At 71.7% G+C, this 18,797-nt stretch carries 15 protein-coding genes; 8 read left to right on the top strand and 7 right to left on the bottom strand.

Translation table 11 applies throughout. The features are described from left to right. Positions 1 to 234 (top strand): MbtH family protein, encoded by a 234-nt coding sequence (locus tag BU204_RS25790; RefSeq protein WP_075128341.1) that lies wholly within the window; start codon positions 1 to 3, stop codon positions 232 to 234. 5 nt (positions 235 to 239) lie between these two features. Here the strand turns inward: BU204_RS25790 and BU204_RS25785 are convergent, their stop codons facing one another. The 6 genes from BU204_RS25785 to BU204_RS25760 all read right to left on the bottom strand — a co-directional run bounded on the left by BU204_RS25785 (position 240) and on the right by BU204_RS25760 (position 8,425). After that, complete coding sequence (locus BU204_RS25785; RefSeq protein WP_075128340.1) at positions 240 to 1,028, bottom strand: AfsR/SARP family transcriptional regulator; 789 nt, start codon at positions 1,026 to 1,028, stop codon at positions 240 to 242. Between the two features lie 179 nt (positions 1,029 to 1,207). Next, positions 1,208 to 3,010 carry an ATP-binding cassette domain-containing protein gene (locus BU204_RS25780; protein WP_075128339.1) on the bottom strand — a complete coding sequence of 601 codons (1,803 nt, stop codon included), beginning with the start codon at positions 3,008 to 3,010 and terminating at the stop codon, positions 1,208 to 1,210. Then, positions 3,007 to 4,794: an ABC transporter ATP-binding protein gene (locus tag BU204_RS25775; protein ID WP_075128338.1), complete on the bottom strand. Its 1,788-nt coding sequence runs from the start codon at positions 4,792 to 4,794 to the stop codon at positions 3,007 to 3,009. Before BU204_RS25775 ends, BU204_RS25780 begins: the two co-directional genes overlap by 4 nt. Then, complete coding sequence (locus tag BU204_RS25770) at positions 4,791 to 6,401, bottom strand: condensation domain-containing protein (RefSeq protein ID WP_075128337.1); 1,611 nt, start codon at positions 6,399 to 6,401, stop codon at positions 4,791 to 4,793. The genes BU204_RS25775 and BU204_RS25770 overlap by 4 nt, the downstream gene beginning before the upstream one ends. Positions 6,402 to 6,424: 23 nt before the next feature. Then, entirely contained in the window at positions 6,425 to 7,372 is a 948-nt protein-coding gene (locus tag BU204_RS25765; protein WP_075128336.1) for a phytanoyl-CoA dioxygenase family protein, read from the bottom strand. 177 nt (positions 7,373 to 7,549) lie between these two features. Then, positions 7,550 to 8,425 (bottom strand): LLM class flavin-dependent oxidoreductase, encoded by an 876-nt coding sequence (locus BU204_RS25760; protein ID WP_075128335.1) that lies wholly within the window; start codon positions 8,423 to 8,425, stop codon positions 7,550 to 7,552. Positions 8,426 to 8,802: 377 nt separating this feature from the next. Here BU204_RS25760 and BU204_RS25755 point away from each other — a divergent pair, with 377 nt between their 5' ends. Both BU204_RS25755 and BU204_RS38540 read left to right on the top strand, forming a co-directional pair. Next, positions 8,803 to 9,741, top strand: a complete 939-nt coding sequence (locus tag BU204_RS25755) for a ParB/RepB/Spo0J family partition protein (protein ID WP_143229740.1) — start codon at positions 8,803 to 8,805, stop codon at positions 9,739 to 9,741. Between the two features lie 143 nt (positions 9,742 to 9,884). Next, positions 9,885 to 11,093: an MFS transporter gene (locus BU204_RS38540; protein WP_158073513.1), complete on the top strand. Its 1,209-nt coding sequence runs from the start codon at positions 9,885 to 9,887 to the stop codon at positions 11,091 to 11,093. On the opposite strand, the gene gntA is transcribed toward BU204_RS38540, so the two are convergent. Next, positions 11,035 to 11,772, bottom strand: a complete 738-nt coding sequence (gene gntA / locus BU204_RS25745) for a guanitoxin biosynthesis heme-dependent pre-guanitoxin N-hydroxylase GntA (protein WP_075128333.1) — start codon at positions 11,770 to 11,772, stop codon at positions 11,035 to 11,037. The two genes, BU204_RS38540 and gntA, sit on opposite strands and share 59 nt — an antisense overlap. A gap of 198 nt (positions 11,773 to 11,970) precedes the next feature. Here gntA and BU204_RS25740 point away from each other — a divergent pair, with 198 nt between their 5' ends. From BU204_RS25740 to sbnB, 5 genes are read left to right on the top strand one after another with little or no spacing between them, the layout of a single operon-like run. Further along, complete coding sequence (locus BU204_RS25740) at positions 11,971 to 12,891, top strand: TauD/TfdA family dioxygenase (RefSeq protein WP_075128332.1); 921 nt, start codon at positions 11,971 to 11,973, stop codon at positions 12,889 to 12,891. Then, complete coding sequence (locus BU204_RS25735) at positions 12,892 to 14,361, top strand: pyridoxal phosphate-dependent aminotransferase (RefSeq protein WP_075128331.1); 1,470 nt, start codon at positions 12,892 to 12,894, stop codon at positions 14,359 to 14,361. It begins immediately after the preceding gene. Then, a complete protein-coding gene (locus BU204_RS25730) occupies positions 14,361 to 16,793 on the top strand; it encodes a lantibiotic dehydratase (protein WP_075128330.1) in 2,433 nt (810 codons plus the stop codon). The genes BU204_RS25735 and BU204_RS25730 overlap by 1 nt, the downstream gene beginning before the upstream one ends. Next, on the top strand, positions 16,790 to 17,779 hold the full coding sequence (gene sbnA / locus BU204_RS25725) for a 2,3-diaminopropionate biosynthesis protein SbnA (protein ID WP_075128360.1): 990 nt from the start codon (positions 16,790 to 16,792) through the stop codon (positions 17,777 to 17,779). Before BU204_RS25730 ends, sbnA begins: the two co-directional genes overlap by 4 nt. Further along, positions 17,776 to 18,789, top strand: a complete 1,014-nt coding sequence (gene sbnB / locus BU204_RS25720) for a 2,3-diaminopropionate biosynthesis protein SbnB (protein ID WP_075128329.1) — start codon at positions 17,776 to 17,778, stop codon at positions 18,787 to 18,789. The genes sbnA and sbnB overlap by 4 nt, the downstream gene beginning before the upstream one ends. The last annotated feature ends 8 nt before the right edge of the window (positions 18,790 to 18,797 follow it).

Genomic DNA, 18,797 nt, shown 5'->3' with positions numbered 1-18,797 from the left:
ATGAGCAATCCCTTCGACCAGGAGGACGGGACCTTTCTGGTGCTGCGCAACGAGGAGGACCAGTACTCGCTGTGGCCCGAGTTCGCCGACGTCCCACCGGGCTGGGTGCTCGTGCACGGACCGGACACCCGTACGTCCTGCCTGGACTACGTGGATCGGGAGTGGACGGACATGCGCCCACGCTCGCTGGTTGTGGCGATGGAGGGCCGGAGCGAGGAAGCCGGGAAGGAGTAGCCGGCTCAGCCGCGCCGCAGGGCGCGGCTGTACGCCTGCTCGGTGACCGGGTCCGGCGGCGCCTGCAGCACCTCACGCAGGCGCCGGACACACAGCTGGTACCACCGGTGTACCTGGCTCAGCTGGCCCAGCTCGGCGTGGGCGACCATCAGCGTGCGGTAGGCCTGTTCGCACAGGGGCTCCGCGTCGATCATGCGTCGACACCACCGCACCACCGACAGGTGGTCCTGTGCCGCCAGGTCGAGCTCGGCGAGGCGTTGGAGGGCGTAGAGGTAGCGGCTGCGCAGCCACTCGCGCTGTACACATGCCCATTCGGCGTCGACCTCGGCGAGGAAGTCACCACCGTAGAGCTCGACCGCCGCTCGGAACCGTGCGGCAGCCTCGGTCGTCGAGTGCGCGGTGTCCGCCCGGTGGGCGCGGTCGACGAGCTCGTCGAAGACCTCGAAGTCGATGTGCAGGCGGTCCACGTCGAGGAGGTATCCCTGCTCGACGGTGATCACCCGCAGCGGTTGGGTGTCCACGTCCCGGCCGTCGAGACCGAGGTGGTCGTCGAGGATGCGTCGCAGCGCGTGGACGGCGACCTTCAGCGAGCCACGCGTCCGCCCCGTCCCGGGGGAGTCGGGCCACAGTGCGTCGCAGAGCGTGTCCCTCGGGACGACTCGACCCGGCCTGAGGAGCAGGAACTGAAGTAGTTCCCGAGCCTTTCCCGCCCGCCAGCGCTCGACCGTCCGGCCGTTGATCGTGAGGGCGAACACGCCGAGACAACGGACCTCGACCGGAGCGGCGCCCGCCACGTCCCGCTCCCCGCGTGGACGAGGAATCGGTTGCATACCATCGGAAGGATGCGTGGGTAGCGCCTTGTCCACAATGTACCCCAACTGTCGACGGCTCATCCGGTTCCATGATCCGCAAACGGCGTGGCCCGGTCCACGCGGTTCCACCGGCAGAATCGGCGGTGCGGTGCGTCTGCCGGTCACGAGTACGCGCCGGACTGCCTTTCGTACAGCTCGCGGTACGGGCCGTCGGAGTCGGCCATCAGCCGCTGGTGCGACCCGAACTGAACGACCGCGCCCGCGGCGATCACGATCACCAGGTCCGCGGCCCGAGCCGTGGCGAGCCGGTGGGAGGCGACCACGGTGACGCCGTTGGCTCGCGCGGCGGTCAGCCGGGCGGCGGCCAGGTAGCGTCGGAGGGTCACGTCCTCGGCGAGCGGGTCGATCGCCGAGGTCGGCTCGTCGAGCACGAGCAGGCAGGGCGAAGGCCGCATCCTGGCACGAGCCAGGGCGAGCCGCTGCCACTGCCCACCGGACAGCTCGGTTCCGTTGGCGTGTGAGGAGCCCAGTGGGGTGGCGAGCCCGTCGGGCAGGGCGGCGACGATCCCGTCCGCCGCGCCGTGCCGGACCGCCGCGCGTACCGCGTCCGGATCGTCCGCGGTCGCCAGGTCGCCGACGCCGACCGCGGTCGCGACGGTGAACTCCGGCCGCACGAAGTCCTGGAAGCAACCGCTGGTACGGGCCTGCCACGCGCCGGGTCGAAACCCGGTGAGGCTCTCGCCGTCGACGGTGATCGTTCCCTCGGTCGGCTCGTACAGGCCGGTGAGCAGTTTGATCAGGCTGGACTTGCCGGCACCGTTGACCCCGACGACCGCGACCACCGAACCGGCCGGGAGGTGGAGGGAGACGTCGCGCAGCGCCCACCGTCCGCTTCCCGGGTAGCGCAGGCCGACGCCGGCCAGGCTGATGCCGTACCGGAGGACGGCGGGCGCGCTCCGGTCCCCGCCGGTCCGCGCGACCGAGTTCTCCACATAGGACTCCAGGGACAGCAACCGGCGGGAGGCGTCGACGGTCTGGTGGAGGAACGCCAGGAACTGGACCGCCTGCCCGACCTGGATGCTGATCAGGGTCACCAGGTTGAGGGTGAGCACCACCTCGCCCAGGGTCGCACCGCCGGCGGCGAACTGACGTGTCACGAGCAGCAACGCGCCGATGTACCCCGCGGCGAACAGGACCCCGGCGGCGGTCACGGGCAGCAGGGCGCGGCCGAGCGCCCCGACCACGTGCCGGTCCGCGCGCTCCGCGGCCTCGTGGTACCGCCGCCTGATGGCGGGTCCGAGACCGAACAGCCGAGTCTCCGAACTCCAGCGGGGAGCACTGCCGACCTCGTACAGGTGCCGTGCCAGCCTCGCGTCCGCGGCGGCCGTGTCCAGCGCAGCGGTCCGGCGCGCCTGCATCCGACTCGCCGCGACCACGGCGGGGACGGCGAGCAACGGGGTGAGCAACAGGAACGGGTCGACGACGGCGAGGACGACCGCGGTCACCCCCGCGCGGACGGCCGCTCCGAGCACGAGGGCGACGGCGTCCGCGCCTTCGGACAGGCGCACGCGCTCCTGTCGCAGTACCTCCAGCCGGTCCAGCACCTCCGGGTCGTCCAGGTCCTGGACCGTCGGCAGGCTGCCGGTCAACGTCATCAGCTTCCGGTCCACCAGCACGGCGGTACTTTCGATCATCCGGGTGGACAGCTCGACGGCGTAGGGGACGCTCCCGGCGGACAGCGCGGCGGCCGTCCCGATGCCGAGTGCGGCCCTGACCAGGAGGTCGGTGTCGCCGACGACCGCCGCGTCGACCATGACCTTGACCAGGTAGGCGATGAGGACGGGGAGGGCGGGGCGCAGTCCGAAGCCGACAAACGTCAACAGGGTCGCGCGCCGGTCGGCCGTCCAGGACAGGGCGATCGCCGCGTACAGGGCGTTCCGGTGCGCCTTCGCCGGCTTCGTCATGACCGCACCCCTTCGGAGAAGGGCGCGGACTGGAGGGTGAACATGTGTGCGTAGGTCCCGTTCGCGGACATGAGGCTGATGTGGTCGCCCTGTTCGACGACGGCTCCGCCGGCGAGGACCACGATGTGGTCGGCCTGTCGCACGATGCTGAACCGGTGTGAGATGAGGACCACCGACCGGTCGGAGGTCGCCGACCTCAGCAGTTCGTAGAACCCGGTCTCACTGCGCACGTCCTGCGCCGAGGTGGGCTCGTCGAGCAGGAGCACCTCGGCTCCCGCACGAAGCTCCCACAGCGCCCTGGCCAGGCCGACCCGCTGCCACTCGCCACCGGACAGGTCCACGCCGCCGAAGGCCCGGCTCAACGGGGTCGACCACCCGGCCGGCAGCCGGTCGACCACCTCGGCCAGCCCGCACCACCGCGCCAGCGCGGTCAACTCCGCATCGGTGGCGGGGCCGGCCGGGGCCCGAAAGGCCACGTTGTCCCGCAGGGACAGCGACCACCGGACCCAGTCCTGGAACAGGCCGGCGAACCGGCGTTGCCACTGGGCGGTGTCGAGCGTGCGGATGTCCACGCCGTCGACCGTGATCCGGCCCTCCGTAGGCCGGTAGAGGCCGCACAACAGCTTGGCTACCGTCGTTTTGCCGGCCCCGTTCACCCCGACGATCGCCGTCGTCCTGCCCGGGCGGAAGGTGAGGTCGAGCCCGCGGACGACCCAGGTCGACGATCCCGGATAGCGGAAGCCGACGCCCTCGAACACGATCGTCCCCAACGGCCGCGGGGGAGCGGGGGAGCCGAGGGCGTCCTCGTGGGCGAGCCGGTCCTCGAGCTGGTCGACCAGCAGGAGGGTCCCGCCGCCGACCGCGATGTTGAGCAGGTCCGGCCAGACGGTGGTGATGCCGAGCAGACCGGTCGCCGCGACGGCGAACGTGGTGAACATCGGGACCGACAGGCCGCCGTCCCGGACGTCGAGCGCCAGCATCACGAACGTCGCGGTGTGTACCGCGAGGAGCAGGAGTGCGCTCTGGACGCCGACCCGTCCCGCACCGATGCGCGTGCTCCTGACCTGCTCCAGCGCGCGGCTCGACTCCTCGGCGTACCGGTCGAGGATCCAGGCGGCGAGGCCGAAAACCCGGATCTCCTTGGCCGCGGGGGCGGTGCACAACAGGTCCCTGAGGTACCGGGCCCGCCGGAACCGCGCCGGCGCGCCCTCGGCCGAGGCCAGTGCCCGCTGGTAGCAACGGGACACGAGCACCATCACGTATGCGTGCACAAGGAGCACCGGGACGCCCAGCCACCACTGGTAGGCGCACAGGACGACCCCGCCGGCGGCGGAGCCGAGCCGTGCCACGGCCATGTTGACCACGCCGACCAGCGCGTCCCGCGCGGTCGCGCCGGCGAGGCCGTCGTTGATCGCGCTCACCAGCTCCGTCGTGCGGGAGTGGGTGAGCGCGGCCAGCTCGCGTGGCCGGTCGAGGGCGGCCAGGACCCGCTGTGCCACCTCCCGGTCCAGCCGCCGGCCGACGCTCTCGGCGAAGACCTGCGCGACGGGCAGCAGGACCTGCTGCAGTACGAAGAGGATGCCCAGGGCGAACGCCGTGCCGAGCAGCGGACCACTCGCGTCCGGCAGGGTCGTGCCCGTCGCGACGAGGGCGCCGGAGGCGATGGCCAGCCCGGCGGGAAGCGCGGAGGCGAGCAGTACGAGCAGGGCCAGGCCGGTCGTGGATCCCGGTGCGGTGCGAAAGGCGTGCCTGGTAAGCAGCACGACCGGAGCGGTCGGCTTCACCGGCCGATCGCCGCGGGGTCACCGACCAGGTCACGCAACACCGACCTGATCTCCCCGACCGCGCGCTCGAACAGCTCCGTAGGCCACACGGAGAGCAGTCGCTGGCTGAGCACCCGCAGGTGGTCGCCGTTCCGGAAGAACTCCAGCACCAAGGGGAACGCCGTCGCGTCCACATTGTCCCCCGCGGGCAGCACCGCTTCGGTCCTGACCACGCATCCGGGGAGCTGCCAGCTGCCCCGGAGCGGCGGTTGGAGCACGAAACCGAGCTGTGGGGAATAGTTCGGACCGGACCGGTCCCCGCTCCGCTCGGCCAGCAGCGAGAGCGCGTGCTCGAACGGCATCTCCTCGTTGCGCAGGGCACGCTCGACGCTCGCCCTGGCCTGGCCTACCAGCTCCGCGGGCTCGGTCGCGGAGCTGAGGTCGCCGACCACGGGCAGCAGGTTGGAGAAGCACCCGATCAGTGCCTCGCTGCCTGGCCAGGTGCGGTTCGCCGCCTGGATGGTGAGCAGCTGCCGCCCGGTCCCCGTCCATCGCCGCGAGAACTCCAGGAGGGTGGCGACGAGCACGACGAACAGGGTCGCCGCGCGGTCGGTCGCGAGAGAGTCCAGGCGGGTCAGGATCGCGGGCTCGATCTCGAACGTCTCGGCCCTGGACCGGTACCCGGGCGTCTCCGCGGCCGGCACGAGCGGAGCCACCGGCTCGTCGAGCAGCTCCTGGAGCTGGTACAGGTGGGCCTCGAGCCGGTCTCCCCGCAACGTCTCGCGTTGCCACTGCGTGAAGTCGAGGTAGTCCGCCCGGAGCGGTGGCAGCGCGGTCGCCGCGCCGGTGCACACCTGGTAGCCGTGCACCAGCTCGTCGGCCAGGATCGACGCGGACATGCCGTCGAAGGCGATGTGGTGGCTGGTCACCAGCACGGACCAGCTGTTCGGCGCCGTGCGCACCAGGTGGAACCGGGCTGCTGGTTCCTCGTGCAGGTCGAAGGCCTCGGCGCGGAGCCGCGGCATCAGGGTGCGCAGGGCGGCCTCGCCGTCGGGGCCGAGATCCATCTGCCGGACTCTCGGCGGTGCGGACAGCAGGCGTTGGCCGGGTTGTCCGTCGGCCACGCCGAACACGGTTCGGAGGGCGGCCTGACGCTGGGCGGTCAGCTCGATCGCCTCGCACAGCGCCCGTGGGTCGACGTCACCGGTGAACTCCAGGCGGGTCAGGCTGTTGAAGATGCCGATACCACCCAGTGCTCGGTCCATGCGGTAGATCCCGTCCTGGCTCAGTGCCAGGGGGTAGTACTCGCCACGGTGTCGTCGTGCGCTGTCGCTGATGGAACGGCGTCGGGGTCGACCGGCCCGTCGCAGCTCGACCAGGAGAGCGGCCAGGCCCGCCGGGGTGCTCGTGGCGAACATGTCGGCCAGCGGCACGACGACCTGGTAACGCTGCCTGATCGCGGCGAGCACACGGCTCGCCGCGAGCGAGTCGCCCCCGAGCCGGAAGAAGGAGTCGTCGGGACGACATCCGGGGACGCCGAGCTCGTCGCGGAAGAGCCCCACGATGGTCGCCACGGCCTCCGACCCGTCGGCGGCGGACCGGTCGGACTCCGAGGAAGCTGTGCTCACCAGTCGCTCCGACTCTCCACGCCTCAGCGCGACGTCTGCCGCAGGCGGTCGTCCCGTCGCCCGACGACCAGGTTCGCCAGCGCCTCCGGCGACGCGAACTCCCGGTGGTCCTCCGGCGCGACCGTGACGCCGTAGTCCAACGCGAGCCGGTCGAGGATGCGGTCACGTGCCGCGTCCTCGCCGCCGAGCTGGTAGAAGTCGTCGTCGGGTCGGCAGCGGGTGAGGCCGATCTCCTCGCGGTAGAGCCGGGCGACCAGGCTGGTCACGATGTCGACCTCGTCGTTGATGACGGTGTGGACCCCGCGGAAACCGATCACCAGCGCGGGGCGCGAGCGGTCGCTGGTGTTGCGCTCGCTGTAGTGGATCATGTCTCCGCCGAACAGCGCTGCCGAGCCGGCCGGGCAGGCGACCTGGATCCGGTAGCTCGCCAACCTCTCCAACACCTGCGGATCGACGGTGGGCGGCTTCCCTGCCCGCTCGATGTGTGGTGCGATGCCAAGCCGGTGCGTGCCCGGGTAGAAGAAGATGCCGCCGTTGTGCGGGCCGACGTCCACGAGCGGTATCCACAGGTGCAGGAACTGCGGCGGCTCCACCGGCGCCGTGTAGAGGTCCTGGTGCGGGTCCGCCCCGGCCGCGCCCGGCGGCTTGGGGAACACCTCGAGGTAGAACAGCCGCGGCTCCCAGTCGACCGCGCGCCGCACCGCGTCCGTGATCGTCGGCCGGTGCACCAGATCGTGGAACCACTCGTCGAACCGCTCGACGTCGCGGTACTGGTGGAGCTTCCCGTCGTCCTGCAGGTCGTAGTTCGACCGCGGAATGGTCGGCAGTACGTCCGACTCGTACTTGTCGAGGCGGTCCCGCGCCTCCTCGACCGTGTGTGGGTCGAGAACGTCGCTCAGGAAGACAACACCGTCACGATCCAGAGCCCGTGGAATCTCCGGGTCGTGGATCGACAGAAAGCGGGTCTCCATCGTGGCTCCTCTCGGTGTCGTCCTGCGCGCTCTCCTCGAGCTCGAGCGCGGCCAGTGATTCCAGGTAAGCCGATCGGACGTTGCTCAGCTCGGTCTCATCCAGAAAGCGCGAAAATGAACTGGGCATGGCGTGACCTCCTCGTTGGCGAACACTAGGAGGGTGGAGTTAGTCCCCGGTTACGCACGGCCTTCCGGTCCGCAGAGCAGCTCGACGACCGGTGCGAAGGAGCGGATTGCCCGGGACGGCACGGTGACGAGCGAGAAGCCCCACCGCTCGCGGCGTCGCAACAACACGTCTGCCACCTCGCGTGCCGTGCCGACGAGGAACCCGGCCAGCTCGCCGACCTCCTCGACGGTGCAGCCCAGCCCGCCGGCCAACGCCTGGACCGTGGCCGCGGGCCGCGGGGTCACGAAGCACTCCCACACCACGTGGTTGAGTACGGGACGAGCCCGGCCCGCCGGCACAGCGGAGCGGACCCAGCCGACCTTCGTGTCGGTCCGCCCCGGCAGCATGTCCCGGTAGCCCTCCGCGCCCTGCCCGTCGATCGTGGACATCACGCTGACGATGTCGGCCTCGGCGGCGGCGTACTCGAGCATGCGCCGCCGCGCCCCGCCGAGCAGGATCGTCGGCTGCGGAACGCCCCTGTCCGCCAGGTCCTCGCGAAGCCGCGCCACGGCCGCCCGCAGACCGGCGAGACGGGCGTGGCCGGCCCGACGGGCGATCCCTGTGTGCTGGTAGTCCGCGTCCAGCCAGCCGGCGCCGAGCCCGGCGACGGTGCGGCCGCCGGACAGCAACTGCAGGGTCGCCAGCTCGTGGGCGAGCAGCGCGTGGTTGCGCAGGTCGACGTTGAGGACGAAGGTGCCGACCCGCAGCGTGTCGGTTGTCGCGGCCGCGGCCGACAACGCCGCGACCGGCGAGAGCGCCTGACCGCAGTGGTCGGTGACGAAGACGCCGCCGTAGCCGAGGTCCTCCGCCTGCCGCAGCAGTCCTCGCCATTCGGCCGGGCTCTGCTCGCCCTCGCTGACGAGCGCGAACTCGAAGGGACGGGTCATCCCCGGGCACACCGGTGGTCGGCGTCGTGTGGTCTCGTCCTCGTCGCCATCGCGGCTCCCTTCCGGGTTTGGCGCGGGACGGTAGCGAGGCTCGGTTATCGGCCGGTACTCCCTGGTGCGGAGCTGTTTGTCCCGAGGAAGACGGGTGCGGCTGGACATCGATCCGTTTCCTCAGCCCACGCGGTCGTCGTCGGCGTCGCGGGAGCTGGGGTTTGTTCAGTGGCCGGGAAGGGTGCTGGACATCGGTATGAGGGTTATACCTGGTCCTAAACCGACGTCGTGGGTGTGGAAAGAGGCTGGTGTTGCGTTCTCAGGCGGTGGAAGGTGGGTCGATCGGCGGCGATGCCGTTGAGCTGGTCCAGCTTGAGGATCTCGTGGTGTCGGAGTCGCCTCGGCTGAACGGGCCGGACGAGGAGCACGTTCGGCGGCTGGTCGAGTCGGAGGGGATGTTCCCCCCGATCCTGGTGCACCGCGCCACGATGGTGGTGGTCGACGGCGTGCACCGGCTGCGGGCCGCGGAGCGTCGCGGCGAGGAGGTCATCGCGGCCAGGTTCCTCGACTGTTCGCGCGGCGAGATCTTCGTCGAGTCGGTGCGGGCCAACGTCGCGCACGGGTTGCCGCTGTCGCTCGCTGATCGGAAGGCGGCGGCGAGCCGGATCCTCATCTCGCATCCGTTCTGGTCGGACCGGACGATCGCGGCGGTCGCCGGGATCGCGCACAAGACGGTGGGGAGGATCCGCCGGGGACTGTCCGAACGAGTGGCGGAGACCCCTGTTCGGATCGGGATGGACGGTCATGTCCGCCCGGTCGCGGGGCATGGGCGGGCGCTGGCGGAGGAGCTCATCAACCGGCATCCTGGGATCTCGCTGCGCAAGGTCGCCGCGGCCGCGGGGATCTCGGTCAGCACCGCGCACGACGTGCGGCGGCGGATGAACCTGGTGGGACACGCCGACCCGCGTGCCGCCGAAGGAGTCGGGCCGGGCGGCGGGTCGGTCGTGGCGATCGGCGGGGGACGGGGCGACCGCGACGGCGGAGCGGGGGAGGGCACCCCCCGCCTGTCCGTGCGAGGGCCCGAAAGCGTGTCGCTCGCCCAGGTCATCGAGCGGATGCGGGTCGATCCCTCACTCCGCTTCACCGAGGCCGGCCGGGTCCTGCTGCGGGTGCTGGGAACGCACTCGCTCGCCGCACGCGAGTGGAACAGCCTGGTCGACAGCGTCCCGGTGCACTGGGCGTCGACGGTCGCGGACCTGGCGCGGGAGCTGGCCGTGGGGTGGGAGGAGTTCGCCGCGCAGCTGGACAAGGGTGCGGGGCGGTAGGCGAGCCGTCGTCAAGGGCTGTTCGACTGGGGAACTTCCCCACCGGCGGGCGGCGGCATCTCAGAGAGGTGAGACACATTTCACGAGCTGGTAGTCCCGCTGAGGACAAGCTGGGACCGAGGTACTGGCGGCTGCTGGGATCGGTGAGCCTGGCCAACCTGGGGGACGGCGTGCGCATCACGGCGTTCCCGTTGCTCGCGCTCACGTTGACGAAGGACCCGGTCGCGGTCGCCGGGCTCGCGGCCATGGAGTTCGTGCCGTGGGTCGTGTTCGGACCGTTCGCCGGTGTCGTCGTGGACCGGGTTGACCCCCGCAGGCTCATGCTCGCGGTCAGCTGGCTGCGCGCGGTGGTGCTGACCGGAGTCACGCTCATGGTCCTGCTGGGCGGCGCCCAGCTGTGGACGCTCTACCTAGCGGCGGTGGTGCTGGGCGTCGGCGAGTGCCTGTACGACACCGCGACCCAGGTCGCGGTCCCCCGGGTGGTGGCACCGGCGGCCTTGCCGAGAGCCAACAGCCTGCTCTCCTCGGCGTGGATCACCTTCAACGAGTTCGTGGGCCCGTTCCTCGGCGCACGGCTGTTCGAGCTGGCGAGGTCGCTCCCGTTCCTCGTGCACTCGGCGGCGATGTACCTCTCCGCCGTGCTCCTGATCGACCGCCGACGCGGGACCCGCGACGTCGAGGTGCCGGACCGGCCACCGGCGCGCCCGGAGCGCCGGCGGATCCGGACCGAGCTCGCGGACGGGTTCCGCGCGGTGCTCCGCGACCGGGTGCTCAGGTCGATCGTCCTCGCCGGGGCGGCCGTCGCGGCGGCGGACAGCGCCTGGTACGCCGTGCTGGTCATCTACGTGACCGAGGAGATCGGGGCCGGGATGTCGTCCTTCGGCGTCCTCCTCGCCGTGAGCGCTGTGGGCGGGATCGTCGGCGGGCTGGTGATGGAGCGGGTGGGCAGCCGGGTCGGCGAGCCCACGACCCTGGTCGTCGCGACGACCGGGGTCATCGCCGCACAGCTCGGGCTCGTCTTCGCCGTCGACGCCGTGACGGTCGGTGCTCTGCTCGTCGTGAGCAGCATGGCGCTCGCGGTGTGGAACATCGCCGCGGTGACCGTCCGCCAGCGGGTCGCGCGCCCCGAGGAGCTCGGCCGGGTGATGGGCATCTCCAGGACGGTGGTCTCCGCGGCCTCGGCGGTGAGCGCTGTCCTCGGCGGTGTCCTGGCTCAGGCCATCGACGTGCGCGCCCCGTTCGTGTTGGGAATCCCCCTGGTGCTCGCCACCAGCGTCTGGGCGATCCGGGTGCTCAGGGCTTCTCCGGCGGGTTCGCCCGAACCCGCAGCGGACACCGCCAGTCGGACGTGACCGGTGCACCGGAGAACCCGGGCGCCTGCGGGTCGTCGAGCGTCTTCGGCAGGGCGGGGTTGACCTCGCCCTGCAGCCGGGCGTCGCGCGCGCGGATCCTGCCCTGGAACCGCAGCAGCGCCTCGTCCTCCGGGAACTTCGCCCGGTCCTGCTCCAGCGGGTTGAACACCAGGGTCGGCCAGGCGAAACGGCGAGCGAACCGGTTTGCACCGGGGTAGAGGGTCACCACCAGATGGCCGAGACCGGCGAAGGAGAGCGCGAACTCAGGGCTGGTCGGATCGGTGGAGAAACGGTCGTCCCACGGCGACTCGTCGATATCGTGTAAACGCTGGAGCAGTCCCCAGAGCTGACGTTCCCAGACGCTCTCGTCCTGAATCATCCTCGGTTCCAGAAAAGCGGCGACATGGGTGTAGAAGTCGCCCATCCCGAGCCGCACGCCGGCGAAGTGACGCAGGTCCTCGGCCAGTGCCAGCAGGCTGTCCGCCGACTCCATGTCCTCGTAGACGTTGAACAGGTAGTTGCCGCTGGCGAGGGCCGAACGTGCGCCCAGGCAGGGAAAGGTCCTGGCGGACACCAGCCCGTGGAGCTGGTCCTGGACGAGGTCCTTGACCGGGTCCGGGACCGTGCCGGTGGGACGCCTGCCGAATGCCGTGCCCTCGCACCCGTCGAACCGGTCCATGCGAATCCCCAGTCAGGTGCGGTCGTCGATGCTTGGACTGTACGCGTCGTCCATTAACGACTGTCCAGTTCGGCGACAAGGGTCGAACGATTGCGTTCCCGCGATTCCCGTGGCTACCGTCTGGCTATCATCGGGCAGGAGCTGGAACTCATGGCGTTGACTGTTTCTCATCCTTTTCAGTGTGTCGAACTCTCGTCGGTGGACGCGGCAGATCTCTGGCGCGCGGCCGGTGACCGTCTCGGCTCGACGGACTTCTCGCGAGCGTCCGCCGACCAGCTCGTCTCCGCGGCGGTACCGCTCGTGGCGGAGCTCCCGGCCGAGGTGCATCGCCGCGTCCACGAGTACCGGGTACGGAGCGCGCACAGCGACGTGCTGTTGCTGCGAGGTCTCCTGCCGTCCGTTGAGTTCGGACCGAACCCCATGGCGTCCGGCGCACCCCTGGACACCGAGCAGGCGCAGCGTGGCGCCATGATCCTGCTCGCGGTCGCGCTGCTGCTCGGCGAACCGTTCAACTTCCGCAGCCTCTATGACGGTCAGGTCGTGCAGCACGTCGTTCCGGTGCCCCGGATGGAGAACACCCAGACCAGCGAGAGCAGCAGCGGAACCCTCGACTGGCACGTCGAGGACGGGTTCAGCCCCGACCGGTGCGACTACTTCGGACTGCTGTGCCTGCGGGGGGCCGAGAACGCGGTGACCCGCTATGCCGCGGCCCGCGACCTGCGGCTCCCGGCGGAGGTCCGGCGCGTGCTCGCCGAGCCGCGGTTCGAGATGCACGCGGACTCCGCGCACGTCTCGCCGTCGGTCACGAAGTCGGTCACGCCGGTGCTGTTCGGACCCGACCACGCGCTGGAGATCTGCTACGACGACCACTACCTGCGCCCCGTCGACGGCGACGACGAGGCGAAAGAGGCGCTCGCCGAGCTCAAGGAGGCGCTCGACGAGGCGAAGGCCGGCCACGTGCTGGAGCCGGGAGATCTCATCATGCTGGACAACCGTCGCGTCGTCCACGCCCGCACGCCGTTCCGCGCGGCCTACGACGGGCACGACCGGTGGCTGCTGCGCACGATGGTCTGCTCGTCGATCGCCCGGTTGCACCGGCACGGCTCCCGGATCATCTGAATGTCGAGCTGTGTCCCGGAGTTCGCCCCGTGGCGGTTCATGCTGACCGTCGACGAGGTGAACTACGACCTCGACGAGCAGGCGGACTTCCTGTCCCGCCACCCGGGCACGCCGATCGTCAACCTCGCCTCGGGTGTCAACTTCACCGACCCGCCGTGGGACTTCGTCGACTTCGTGCTCTCCGCCGCCCGCAACCCCATGCTGTGGCACGACTACGACGGACCCGACGGACACCTGCTGGCCCGCGCCGCGGTGGCGACCTACGAGGCGGCCCGCAGCGGCGGCCGGACCCGGCCGGGTCCGGAGAACGTGATCGTGACGGCGGGGGCGAGCGCCGCGGTCGGGCTGGCGGCCCGCACGCTGGCCGCGGCCGGACAGGCGCGCGGGCGCCGGCCGCACGCCGTGCTACCGGCACCGACGTTCCCGCTCGTCGGTGCGGCGTTGCGCGACTCCGGTTTCGAGCTCACCGAGGTGACTTCCGCTCTGCCGCGGCGCTGGCTGCCGACCGTCGACGAGCTCACCGCCGGAGCCGGCCAGGACACGACGGTGTTGTACGTCAACACGTTCAACAACCCGACCGGGGAGTTCTACCCGGACGACGAGCTGCGGCGGCTGGTCGCCTGGGCGCGGGACCACGACGTGGTGATCCTGCACGACATCGTCTCCTCGGACCTCGCCCGCGACGGGGACCTGCCGCACCTGCCGTCGATCGCCGCCGAGGAACGGTACGCCGAGGGCGTGCTCACCGTCGGCAGCCTGTCCAAGTCCCGTGCGTTGCCCGGCTTTCGCGTGGCCTGGCTCATCGGCGACACGGCCACCATCAGGGCGGCGGCGCGGGTGAACGAGCTCATCGCGCCGTCCTCGCCCGGCCTGGCGTCGCCCGCGCTCGTGCTCGACCGGCTCGCGATGATCGACGCCGAGCGGCTCGAGGACGGGGGCTTCTCGGCCCGCGACACCCTGCTCGCCCTGCTCACCCCGCACGCCAGGACGTTCCCGGGGCTGGTGGACTTCGCCGCGCGGATCGTGGACGAGGTGCGCTCGACCGGGGTCACGGCGTCGGTCGGCGCGTGGCGCACCGCGTTGCGTGACGTGCTCGCCACCAACGAGGCCGTCCTGCGCCGCGACTTCGGTGACCTCGTCGGGTGGTTCCCCCGCTGGCGCGGCGACTTCAACACCCTGGTCCGGGTGCCCGCCCTCGACGGCCGCGACTACCTGGAGACCACGCACACCCTCTTCCGTCGGTTCGGTCTGCAGACCCTCCCCGGACCGGCGTTCGGGCACGACCCCGGCTGGTGGCGACGCCGCGGCTACTACACGCGCCTGTCCTTCGCGCTCCCCGAACCGCAGTGGGTACGTGGGCTCGAGCGGCTGGCCGCCGCCTGTGACGAGCTCACCGGAGGCGCCAGCGGGCGGCACGACCGGGTGCCGGCCGGGCTCTCGGAGCCGGCCGGCACGAGTGGGGAGGTCTGATGCCGGTGGCTCCCGACGAACGGCACGCGACGGGTGGGCAGGGCTGGCAGGTGTTCCGAACCGGGTTCCTGCGTTCGGCCGGGCTGCCCTTCGACTGGCTCGAGGCACTGGCCGAGCCGGCCCTGGACGACCTGACGGATCGAGCGCTCGAGGCCCGCGGCCGGTTGTACGAGACCCGATGGGAGGTCGTCCGAGGCCTGCGGGCGCTCGCCGCGCACAGCGACGACGAGCGCCTGCGCTGGGCGGTGAACCGCGTGTCGCGCTACCACGATGTCCCGGACGAGCAGTTCGACGACGACGCCCGACCGCTGCTGGCCTCGTGGCGTGAGGCGTTCGGTGCCATCTCGGCCGCCACCGACAGCCTCGCGGTCGCCCTGTACGAGTCGTCGGCGCGGGAGGTCCGGCTGCTCGTCGAGCACGTCGGCGAGGACTACTTCACCGAGGCGGTACTGCTGAGCAGTCCGAACGCCTACCCGGAGATGTGCTGGTCCGCCGAGCACAAGAGGTTCCGGCGCGGGCGGGAGCTGCTCGCCTACCGGTACCTGCAACGGTTCTGCGGCAAGAACGAGACCGGTGGGTACACCGGCCCGCTCAACCTGTTCACCTTCGACGGCGACCAGGTCACGGAAGGCAGCATCCACCGGGACGCCGTCCTGGGGCCGGTGTCCTACACCGCGGCCGGTGACGGCCGCGCGGCCCGGCGGCGCACGTTCATGGCGTACTGGGCGGCGAGCGCGGTCGGCAACGCCCTGCTCGAGGACCTGCCGGCGGGCGCGGCGCACCGGACGCCGCGGCGGGTCATCGCCGCGCCGCCGGCGGCGGTCGCGGGGCTGTCCGAACTGGACGCGCGGGTGCTCGCCCGGCTGGACACCGCGGCCGACCGGGCCTCGTTGGCCGCCGCGCTCGGGTTGCCCCGCGACGTCGTCGAGGCGAGCCTGGCGCGGCTCACCGCCCTCGGGCTCGTCCTGGACGACTGGTACATCCCCGACTTCACCGTCGACGCGGGATCGGCCCTGGCCGACCTGGTGCGCCGGCTGGACACCCCACGGGCGGCGCTGGCCACGGAGCTGCTCCGCCGGATCGCCGCCTACCCCGAGACCGACCAGGCGGGCAGGCCCGCGCTCGTCGGCGACATCGCCTCGCGGTTCACCGAGCTCACCAACCACGCCCCCTGGCGGCGGGGCGGTGTGCTGATGGGCGACCGTGCCGTCTTCTACGACGACGCCCAGGACAACGTGCTCGGGGCGGCGGCCACGCGGGCGGGCGCCGAGCGGCTGGGCGAACGCCTCTCGACGGTCATGGACTTCCTCGCCTCCGTCGCGATCGAGGAGCGTCTCGCCGGGCAGGAGGTGCTCACCAGGGCGTTGCGTGACCGGGGCGTCGACACCCTGCCGGCGACCGAGGTCCGGGGGATGCCGCGCGACGGGGCCGGGACGGTCGAGCGCTCGATGCGCCGGTTCGCCGACCTCGTCGACCCCGCCCAGCCCGTCGTCGAGCTCACCCGCTCCGACCTGGTCGCGGCCGGTCTGATTCGCGACGACCTGCATGCCTGGCCGCTGTTCGGCGCGGCCGACCTGATGCTGGCCGGCGGTGCGCCGGACGACCCCGCGCAGGTCATCCTCAGCGAGCTGCACCACATCTGGCCGACCACGGCCTGCCAGATCCGCGCGCTCTACGACGACGGCCAGCTCGGCGTCGAGGAACTGTGGGACGTCGTCGCGCGGGAGCTCGCACCCGCGGTGCCGACGCTCCAGCAGATCCGCCGCGACCAGAAGGGCACCGACTCCTCACCCTGCGGCCACCGGGTGCTCTGCCTGGACACGACGATCCCCGTGCCGGGCACCCGGACGGTCGCCGTGGACCGGCTCGAGGTGCGCCGGTGGCCCAACGGCTTCGTCGGTCTGCACGACCCCGGCGACGACCGCGACCTGTGGCTGCTGCCCGAGTACGAGGACACCTACGTCGCGGTCGGCGGCCTGATGAACTGCGCCCTGCCGGCCCTGGAGCTGCCCCGGCTGGCCACCGGGACGCACACCCCGCGCATCGTCCTGGACGGGGTGGTCGTGCAACGCCGCCGCTGGGTCCTCACCCGCTCGGACGTCCCCGCGCCGCGCGGCAACCAGCCGACGGCCAAGGAGTGGCTGGCGATCACGAGGTGGCGACACCGGCTCGGGCTGCCGCGACGGCTCTACTTCACCGTCGACACCGAGGAGAAGCCGATGTACCTGGACCTCGCGTCCGTGACCTCGGTGCGCAACTTCTCCCGCTGCCTCGCCGCCGCCCAGGGGGTCGTCCTCACCGAGGCGCTGCCGACACCCGACCAGCTCTGGCTGACCACGCCCACCGGCAGGCTGACCGCGGAGATCCGCGTCCAGCTGTGGCGCGACCGGGGCCGGGCGAGACCGGCCGGCGGCGAGGGGACGGACGGATGATCTACTCCTCGGCCGCCGACATCGTCATCGACGACGTGTTCCTCACCCTGCCCGGGTTCCTCGACCGTCGGGACGTCGACCTGTACCTCAAGATCGAGGCGTTCAACGTCGCCGGCTCGCTCAAGCTCAAGACCGCGCAGTCGATGGTCGCGGCCGCCGAGCGCGACGGGCGGCTGTCACCGGGGTCGCGGATCATCGAGTCCTCCTCGGGAAACCTCGGCATCGCGATGGCGGTCGTCTGCGCCACGAGGGGGTACGCGCTCACCATCGTGACCGACATCCGGGCCACCACGGCCGCTGTCGCCACGATGCGCGGTCTCGGCGCCGAGCTGGTCATCATCAGGGACGAGGACGCGAACGGCGGTTTCCTGCACGGCCGCATCGACTACATCCGGCGCGCACTGGCCAGGGACCCCGGGCTCGTCTGGCTCAACCAGTACGCCAACCCGGCCAACCCGGACGCCCACCGTCGGCAGACCGCACACAGCGTCCACAAGGAGTTCGGGCACGTCGACGTGCTCGCGGTGGGAGCGGGCACGACGGGCACGCTCACCGGCTGCGTCGAGTACTTCCGCGAGCGCAGCCCGAGCACGCGGGTCATCGGTGTGGACGTCGAGGGCTCGGTCACCTTCGGCGGCCCGCCTGGTCCACGGCACATCCCCGGGCTCGGCACGAGCCGCGTGCCGGAGATCGTGCCGACCGGCGGCGGCTACGAGACCTGCGTGGTGTCCGAGAAGGAGACCGTCGCGGTGTGCCGGGAGGTCGCGGCCCGGCACGGCGTCCTCGTCGGCGGCTCGACCGGCAGCGTGCTCTGCGCGGTGCGACGGCTGCGGGCGACCTTCAGGCGCGGAGCGACGGTGGTGGCCATCAGCCCCGACCTCGGCGACCGCTACCTCGACACGGTGTACAGCGACGACTGGATCGCCGCCCGCGACCTGGAGCTGTCCGGCGGCGCCGCGGCCACGCGTGAGGAGCGGACCGGATGACGGAGTTCCACGTGGTGCCCGGCCCGGTGGTCGCCGACGTGCTCGCCCGCTCACACCAGCAGGTGATGTCCGCGGTCGCGGATGCCTACCTCGCGCACGAGAACGGCGAGGCCACGATCGCGCCCAGCGCGTTCCTGCGCTTCCCGGACCGCCCGAACGCGCGGGTGATCGCCCTGTCCGCGCACCTGAAGGAGGGGAACGCGCGCCGGGTCGGGATGAAGTGGATCTCCAGCTTCCCGGACAACGTGGCGCGGGGGGAACACCGCGCCTCGGCGGTGATCGTGCTCAACGACCACGAGACGGGTCGCCCGGTCGCCTGCCTGGAGGGCGCGCGGATCAGCGCGGCGCGGACCGGCGCGGCGGCCGCGGTCGCCGCGCGCCTGGTCCTCGGCGACCGGCTCACCGGGGGCACGGTCGGGTTCGTCGGGAGTGGACCGATCGCGGCGTCCGTCCTGGACCACGTGCTCCGGACCCCCGTCCCGGTCACCGAGGTCGTCTGCCACGACCTGGACGCGGCGAGCTCGGCGGCGTTCGCGCGCCATGCCGCGCGCGCCGCCGGTGTCCCCGCCCGGGCGGTTGCCAAGGCCGAGGCCCTCGCCGCGGACCTCGTCGTGCTCGCGACCAGCGCGCTGGCGCCGCACATCGGGACCGAGACGGTGCTGCGACCCGGTCAGGTGGTGCTCAACATCTCCCTGCGGGACCTGGCGCCCGAGCTCCTGCTCGACGCCCACAACGTGGTCGACGACGTGGACCACTGCCTTCGGGCAGACACCTCCCCGCACCTCGCCGAACAGCTCAGCGGCTCCCGCGCGTTCGTCTCCGCCACCATCGGGCAGCTGCTGGCCGGCCGGCCGGCACCCGACCACACGCGACCGGTCGTCGTGTCCCCGTTCGGCCTCGGCGTGCTCGACGTCGCCGTTGCCGGTCACGTCCTCGACGAGGCGATCGCCTCCGGCGGAGCCGTCCCGATCCCCGACTTCCTCGGCGACGTGCGCCGCGAGCACGGGTGAGGGGGTAC

Origin of the sequence: Actinophytocola xanthii (assembly GCF_001921205.1) — a bacterium.
Lineage (GTDB): Bacteria > Actinomycetota > Actinomycetes > Mycobacteriales > Pseudonocardiaceae > Actinophytocola > Actinophytocola xanthii.
This window is presented reverse-complemented; position numbering and strand designations above follow the sequence as displayed.

Coding starts and splice junctions, on each gene's coding strand:
- BU204_RS25790 (WP_075128341.1), top strand. CDS start 1: ATGAGCAATCCCTTCGACCAGGAGGACGGGACCTTTCTGGTGCTGCGC.
- BU204_RS25780 (WP_075128339.1), bottom strand. CDS start 3,010: ATGACGAAGCCGGCGAAGGCGCACCGGAACGCCCTGTACGCGGCGATC.
- BU204_RS25765 (WP_075128336.1), bottom strand. CDS start 7,372: ATGGAGACCCGCTTTCTGTCGATCCACGACCCGGAGATTCCACGGGCT.
- BU204_RS25760 (WP_075128335.1), bottom strand. CDS start 8,425: ATGACCCGTCCCTTCGAGTTCGCGCTCGTCAGCGAGGGCGAGCAGAGC.
- gntA (WP_075128333.1), bottom strand. CDS start 11,772: ATGGACCGGTTCGACGGGTGCGAGGGCACGGCATTCGGCAGGCGTCCC.
- BU204_RS25735 (WP_075128331.1), top strand. CDS start 12,892: ATGTCGAGCTGTGTCCCGGAGTTCGCCCCGTGGCGGTTCATGCTGACC.
- BU204_RS25730 (WP_075128330.1), top strand. CDS start 14,361: ATGCCGGTGGCTCCCGACGAACGGCACGCGACGGGTGGGCAGGGCTGG.
- sbnA (WP_075128360.1), top strand. CDS start 16,790: ATGATCTACTCCTCGGCCGCCGACATCGTCATCGACGACGTGTTCCTC.
- sbnB (WP_075128329.1), top strand. CDS start 17,776: ATGACGGAGTTCCACGTGGTGCCCGGCCCGGTGGTCGCCGACGTGCTC.